Origin of the sequence: Acinetobacter sp. Swhac1, assembly GCF_013390985.1 — a bacterium.
In the GTDB taxonomy this organism is placed as follows: Bacteria; Pseudomonadota; Gammaproteobacteria; order Pseudomonadales; family Moraxellaceae; genus Acinetobacter; species Acinetobacter towneri.
Genome location: NZ_JACASN010000023.1, coordinates 43,988 through 49,987 on the forward strand (window position 1 = coordinate 43,988; position 6,000 = coordinate 49,987).

Consider the following 6,000-nt stretch of genomic DNA (forward strand, 5'->3'; position numbering starts at 1 on the left):
TTATAATATTGCTTAGGCTATTTGTATAAACCTAAGCAATAACATACAAGATGAACTTTTCTTAAAATTTTATTTAAAATAATTCAAAGGCAACTTCAAATAACGAATGCCGTTGGCCTCAGGTTGTGGGAACTTACCTGCGTCCATATTGATTTGAATTGATGGCAGAATCAATTTAGGCATCGTTAAAGTAGCATCACGCTGAGTTCTCATCTCAATAAATACAGCTTTGCTTACCCCTGTATGAATATGAATATTCTGCTCTTTTTGAGTTTTGAGCAGTGTTTCATGTTCATATTGTTCACGTGATTCTGGTAGATAATCATGGCATAAGAACACTCGTGTTTCTTCAGGCAATGCGTATAGCGTTTGCACAGAATCGTACAACTGCCCTGCACTGCCTTTCGGGAAATCACAACGTGCCGTACCATAATCAGGCATAAACAAAGTATCACCTACAAATACAGCATCACCGATCACATAGCTTAAACAAGCAGGCGTATGCCCCGGTGTAGGGATGTTATAGGCTTGTAATTCACCAATCGTAAAAGTTTCATGATCGTCAAACAGATAATCAAATGATTGATGTGAATTGAAATACTTGATATCCAAGTTATAGATAGCACTAAATGTTTCTTGCACAATCGAAATTTTATGGCTCATGGCAATTTTACCACCCAACTGCTCTTTTAAATATTGAGAAGCTGTCAGGTGATCGGCATGCACATGCGTTTCTAAAATCCATTCAACCGTTAATTCATTTTTTTGGATGTAAGCAATGATTTCATCGGCATGAATTGTTGAAGTAGTCGCAGATGCAGGGTCATAATCCAACACGCTGTCAATAATGGCACATTGACGCGTTACAGGATCACTTACCACATAACTGAATGTATTAGTATTTTCATCAAAAAAATGCTGAATATCTGCGTGCATCTTATGCTCCTGCAACCTTACGATGAATGAGAATCCCCACCAACATTGCAACAATGAAATAGATTGCTTGATAATAACCTAAACCAATCAAGGTTAGACTTGGCGCTGGACAAATTCCTGCAACGCCCCAACCGATACCAAAAATAAAACTACCTGTGATCAGTTTAGAGTCAATTTGAGTTTGTTTAGGCAAATCAATTGGTTCATTTAAAATGGTTTTTGGTTCAGCTTGGCGCATAATTCTTTGGAATGGAATAAAGGCAACCGCAATTGCACCCATCATAACAAATGCCAGACTTGCATCCCATGTACCGAAAAGATCGAGGAAGTTTAAAACTTTTTCAGGATTCGACATACCAGAAAGAATCAATCCAGCTGAAAAAATACCACCGAAAACAAAGGCTAAGAAATTTTTCATTTAGAATGCTCCTGTGATATGGCGGATAACATAAACGGTAATAAAGCCAGCTAACATAAAGGTAGCTGTTGCTGCAATGGAGCGCTTAGATAAACGACTCATGCCACAAATACCATGTCCACTGGTACAACCCGAACCCAAACGAGTACCGAAACCAACCAACAATCCCGCCACAATCATCATCAATGGGCTTGCATTCAATTCAACTTTAGGTTGAGCCACGATGCCATAGAAAAAAGGCACAATGAAAATACCTAACACAAACCACAATGCAGGCGTTTTGAACAGCGTTTGCGGATTTAATACTTGAGCCAGTAAACCACTAATGCCTGCAATACGACCATGAACATATAAATAGCCCACGACTGCAAGACCAAGCAATCCACCACCGATTAATGCCAGCAGATAATCATGCATTTTGAACACCCAAAACAATATATGTTTTTATAATATATTATTGTAATTATTATTCAACTATTCTCTTGTAAGTTTTGTAAACTTCATCTGACTATTCGTCTATGTTTGCGATGTGAGAGAGATTTCGCAAGTTTTTGGCTGATATTAAGTCATAAGGCAGAAAATTTAGTCATTCTAAATGACTGCCTCATAACGTAATAAAGATATATCAAAATAGACAGCAACGACAAAAGTTGAGGGCATTAGACTCATTTGTGAGCAAGCGCAATAAGTTCTTTTTTATGCCTACGAATTACACGTTTAGCAGCATCTAACATAATGCGATTGGTAGTCTCATCATCACCAAAGTCAATAGGTTTAGCTGGACACATTGGACGAGCTTTTCGATCTTCGATTGTGTAGTCTTTAAGACGCTTACCCATACTGCACCTCTCAGAATTTCTTAACTTTCACTAATATAACATAAAATTTAGTTTGTTAAAAAATCATCAATACGAGTTTTTAATTACCCTATTTATTGCTTAAAGATAACTTTTTTTGTTATTAAATGGTCACTTAGAACAAGAATCACTGAGATGAAACGAATAGGAATAGTTGCTACATTCATACAAGAACAAGCATCTGTGTGCTTTGGACTCAAAACAATATAAAGTTCAACATATCATGCATCTACAATATCTACAAAATTAGCATTTAAAACTTTTGCCAAATCGCTTGGTGTTAAACCAATATCTAATCCCCGCTTCCCTCCACTCACATACATAGTTGCAAGCTGTTGAGCGGATGCATCAATCACTGTTTTCAGTTGTTTCTTCTGCCCAATTGGACTAATGCCCCCAACCAAATAACCTGTCAAACGCTCAGCATCTTTAGGATCAGCCATGTGTACTTTTTTACACTGAAAAGCAGCCGCAACTTTTTTAAGATTTAATTGGTAATGGACAGGTAAAATCGCCACAAAATAATGCTTATCATCACTGACCAATAAAGTTTTAAATACTTCTGTGACATCTAAGCCTAACTTCTCCGCAGCTTCTAAACCAAAACTTTTAGCATTATGATCATGTTCATATTCATGCATAGAAAATTGAATTTTCTTGGCTTTTAAAAGTTTAGCTGCTGGAGTCATTGAAAAAATACTGTAAAAAACGATGCTCAAATTATACGCTTGATTGAGATTAAAAGTGAATTCGCTTAGGCCATTTTTAAATATAAAAGTAACTATCGAAAAAATAGCCTAAAATCATTAACTTGGTTTACGTGAATTTTCAACCAACACGTTAGCTAAGCGCTGTGCATGCGCAATCACGCGGTCCAACCAGCGTTGTGCCGCCAACAACTCTAAACCTGTCGCAGCATTGAGCTGATTCACAGCAGTATATTGCAACACTTTTTCACGGTTTTCGGCACGTTGATCTTCTGCCCATTTTTTCAAATTAGATAATTCGGTATTTAGACTTAGTACATGTTTATGCACATCAAAATCATCCATTTCTTTTAGATGTTCATCAAGAATTTGTACAAAATCTAAGCCAACTTGATAAATTGCAGGTTGGGTGCGTATTTCTTTTGCTAAAGTAATATTTTCCAAATCACTTCGTAAAACACGTAAATACACCATCAAACGAAGCATCGCCATTAAACGCTGTTGATCGGCTTCATTTTCTGAAATCGACATTTCTTCCAAATAGCGTTGGACTTGAATGAGTACTTCATCTAGCTGTAATAAACGTACTTTTGAAGGTAATCTTCCCTCTTGGATAGCCAGTTTTAGCATCACCAAAACGTCATACAAACTATGGTAAATCACCTTTGATGCAGCATGAATAGCCAAGGCGGGCACAGATAAACTCGCTTGATCGAGATAACATAAAACCGATTGAGTTTGATCGGGGATAATTTTCATAATCAGTTTTTCGAACTGACGGATAAAAGGCAAAATAATCAAAGTACCAGAAATACTGAATGCTGTATGAAATGCAGCAACAATCACCACATTGTCCCATGTTGCCATAAGACGTTGATTTTGTGTTAGCTCAAGAAATAACGGTTTTAAAATAATAAAAGCAAAAATGGCTGAAATGATGTTAAAAATCACATGAACCGCTACAGTACGTTTGGCATTTGCAGTTGAACCAATTGAAGCAATAATGGCTGTCGCCACCGTACCAATATTCTGTCCAATCACCAAACCTAAAGCCTGTTGCAAATCAATCGCACCACTGGCCAATGCTGCTAAGGTCGCGGTAATTGCAGCACTTGAAGATTGCAACAGAATGGTCATGATAATACCGACCAAAACCAAACTGAGTTGCGCAATCAAAGATCTACTTGAAAATACTGATAAATCGACACGTTCAGCAAAACCTGACATGGCAACTTGCAACATATCAATGCCAAGGAAAATCAGACTAAAACCTGCCAATGTCATTCCAAATAATGCAACTCGCCCCTGACTAAATAATTTGAGCATTGCACCCAAACCCAGCAAAGGTAATGCAAAACTGGTGATGGAAAATTTAACACCTAAAAATGCCACCATCCAACCCGTACTGGTTGTGCCAATATTCGCACCAATAATGACACCAATTGCCTGAGCAAAAGTAAGAATCCCCGCACTAACAAAACCAATCGTGGCTAAAGTTGTTGCCGTAGAAGACTGTACAATTAAAGTTAAACCGATGCCTGAAAGCACAGCTTTAATGGGTGAACCTGTGAACTTAGACAACCAAATACGCAAGGTTTCCCCTGCCATATCTTTTAAGCTGTCCGTCATCATGGTCATACCAATCAAAAATAGGCCAATACCACCACATAATTGTACAAAGACTTCTAACACACTTACTCCCTGTGCAATAAGCAATTTTCAAAGTGCTAAAAAGCCGATATTGTACGTACTTTTATCTTAAAATTGCAGTTTATTTGTTCTATTCCAATAGTTTATATTAAATAAAAAACTTATCATCAATTTGACATATTATTAAAACCTAAGGATAGATCAGACTCCATTGGTTTATCCAATCATTCGATAAAACAAAACGAAACCTCTGTATTATGCTGACACGATACAATTCAAATCTTCAGTTCACTTGACTGAACCAATCGCTCACCTCAAAATCAGTATATATACTCACATACGCCAAAATGACAGATATAGTTTTAATATGATTTTTAATGCATTTAGAAAATATCCATCTATAAAAATATTCAGTATTGGTTGTACTGTTTTAACGTTAGCAGCCTGCTCTCCACTAGGAGGTGGCTCTCTTGCAAAACGCTCAGCTAAACTTTCTACAGGGATCCAAAAGGCTTATGCTGTGCATCCTGATACAGCAAATCGTGTAGCACCAATCATTGTACAAAGTGCAGAACAACATAATGTTGATCCTCTGCTTGTCGCTGCAGTTATTAGACAAGAATCGAATTATCGTGCCTATGCTGTTTCACCTTCAGGTGCAGTTGGGTTCACACAAATTATTCCACGTTATTGGCAGCAGACTTGTCCTGGCGATTTATTCCATGAACATACCAATATCAACTGTGGTACATTTATTTTAAATCATTATAAAAATCAGTCGGGTAAATGGCCTAAAGCTTTGGCCTATTACAATGTGGGACCTACTGGCTACAATAGTAATCGAAAAATGAAAAAGCAAGGTAAACGCTACGCGAAACAAGTCAAACAGCACCAAAAAAACTTAAAAGATGCACTTTAATTTTGACTTACTAGCTTAATAAAGTAGCCAATACCCGTTGAATTAAAGCCATCCTCAGATGGTTTTATTATCCTTTCTTTTTCTACTTTTCTTCTTAATATTTTCTTTTCCACATAAAAAAACACCCCCAACGCTAGTTGAGGGTGTTTGAATAATGAGCTGGCGATGACTTACTCTCACATGGGTAACCCCACACTACCATCAGCGCGAAGAGGTTTCACTTCTGAGTTCGGGAAGGGATCAGGTGGTTCACTCTTGCTATGGTCGCCAGCACAACTGTTATGGACTTGTTCGGGTCTTAGTTACTCTGCTTTTGCATGTAATGCCTTACTTTGTTCCAAATGAGTTATTAACAGGTTGGGCTGTATTGGGTCTGAATTTTATTGTTTAGCGTTAACTAAATCAAGGTCAGTCTGAATTGACTGATTGGATTTGAATCGATTGAGCATACAACCCCAACTGTTTGGGTGTTGTATAGTCAAGCCTCACGAGCAATTAGTATTGGTCAGCTTC

Annotated in this window: 7 protein-coding genes and 1 rRNA gene; 1 reads left to right on the plus strand and 7 read right to left on the minus strand. The window is 37.5% G+C overall.

Annotation, left to right across the window (positions count from 1 at the left end; translation table 11 throughout):
- Positions 1-69: 69 nt before the first annotated feature.
- The 6 genes from HX743_RS11745 to HX743_RS11770 form a co-directional block, all read right to left on the minus strand.
- Entirely contained in the window at positions 70-936 is an 867-nt protein-coding gene (locus HX743_RS11745; RefSeq protein WP_178319306.1) for an MBL fold metallo-hydrolase, read from the minus strand.
- Position 937: 1 nt separating this feature from the next.
- Entirely contained in the window at positions 938-1,354 is a 417-nt protein-coding gene (locus HX743_RS11750) for a DUF6691 family protein (RefSeq protein ID WP_004973852.1), read from the minus strand.
- A complete protein-coding gene (locus tag HX743_RS11755; RefSeq protein WP_004973854.1) occupies positions 1,355-1,771 on the minus strand; it encodes a YeeE/YedE family protein in 417 nt (138 codons plus the stop codon).
- Positions 1,772-2,019: 248 nt separating this feature from the next.
- The gene (locus HX743_RS11760) at positions 2,020-2,193 is read right to left on the minus strand and encodes a hypothetical protein (RefSeq protein WP_004973856.1); all 174 of its coding nucleotides are present in this window, start codon (positions 2,191-2,193) and stop codon (positions 2,020-2,022) included.
- 239 nt (positions 2,194-2,432) lie between these two features.
- Positions 2,433-2,900: a Cys-tRNA(Pro) deacylase gene (gene ybaK, locus HX743_RS11765; protein WP_004973860.1), complete on the minus strand. Its 468-nt coding sequence runs from the start codon at positions 2,898-2,900 to the stop codon at positions 2,433-2,435.
- Positions 2,901-3,017: 117 nt separating this feature from the next.
- Positions 3,018-4,610, minus strand: coding sequence for a Na/Pi cotransporter family protein (locus HX743_RS11770; protein WP_178319307.1), 1,593 nt, complete (start codon positions 4,608-4,610; stop codon positions 3,018-3,020).
- A gap of 325 nt (positions 4,611-4,935) precedes the next feature.
- Between HX743_RS11770 and HX743_RS11775 the strand changes: the two genes are divergently transcribed.
- On the plus strand, positions 4,936-5,487 hold the full coding sequence (locus HX743_RS11775) for a lytic transglycosylase domain-containing protein (RefSeq protein ID WP_004973862.1): 552 nt from the start codon (positions 4,936-4,938) through the stop codon (positions 5,485-5,487).
- A 157-nt stretch (positions 5,488-5,644) separates the two neighbouring features.
- On the opposite strand, the gene rrf is transcribed toward HX743_RS11775, so the two are convergent.
- Positions 5,645-5,759, minus strand: a 5S ribosomal RNA gene (gene rrf / locus HX743_RS11780).
- Positions 5,760-6,000: the final 241 nt, after the last annotated feature.

Excerpts from the sequence above, each read along its gene's own strand:
- HX743_RS11745 (WP_178319306.1), bottom strand. The coding sequence starts at position 936 with ATGCACGCAGATATTCAGCATTTTTTTGATGAAAATACTAATACATTC.
- HX743_RS11750 (WP_004973852.1), bottom strand. The coding sequence starts at position 1,354 with ATGAAAAATTTCTTAGCCTTTGTTTTCGGTGGTATTTTTTCAGCTGGA.
- HX743_RS11755 (WP_004973854.1), bottom strand. The coding sequence starts at position 1,771 with ATGCATGATTATCTGCTGGCATTAATCGGTGGTGGATTGCTTGGTCTT.
- HX743_RS11760 (WP_004973856.1), bottom strand. The coding sequence starts at position 2,193 with ATGGGTAAGCGTCTTAAAGACTACACAATCGAAGATCGAAAAGCTCGT.
- ybaK (WP_004973860.1), bottom strand. The coding sequence starts at position 2,900 with ATGACTCCAGCAGCTAAACTTTTAAAAGCCAAGAAAATTCAATTTTCT.
- HX743_RS11775 (WP_004973862.1), top strand. The coding sequence starts at position 4,936 with ATGATTTTTAATGCATTTAGAAAATATCCATCTATAAAAATATTCAGT.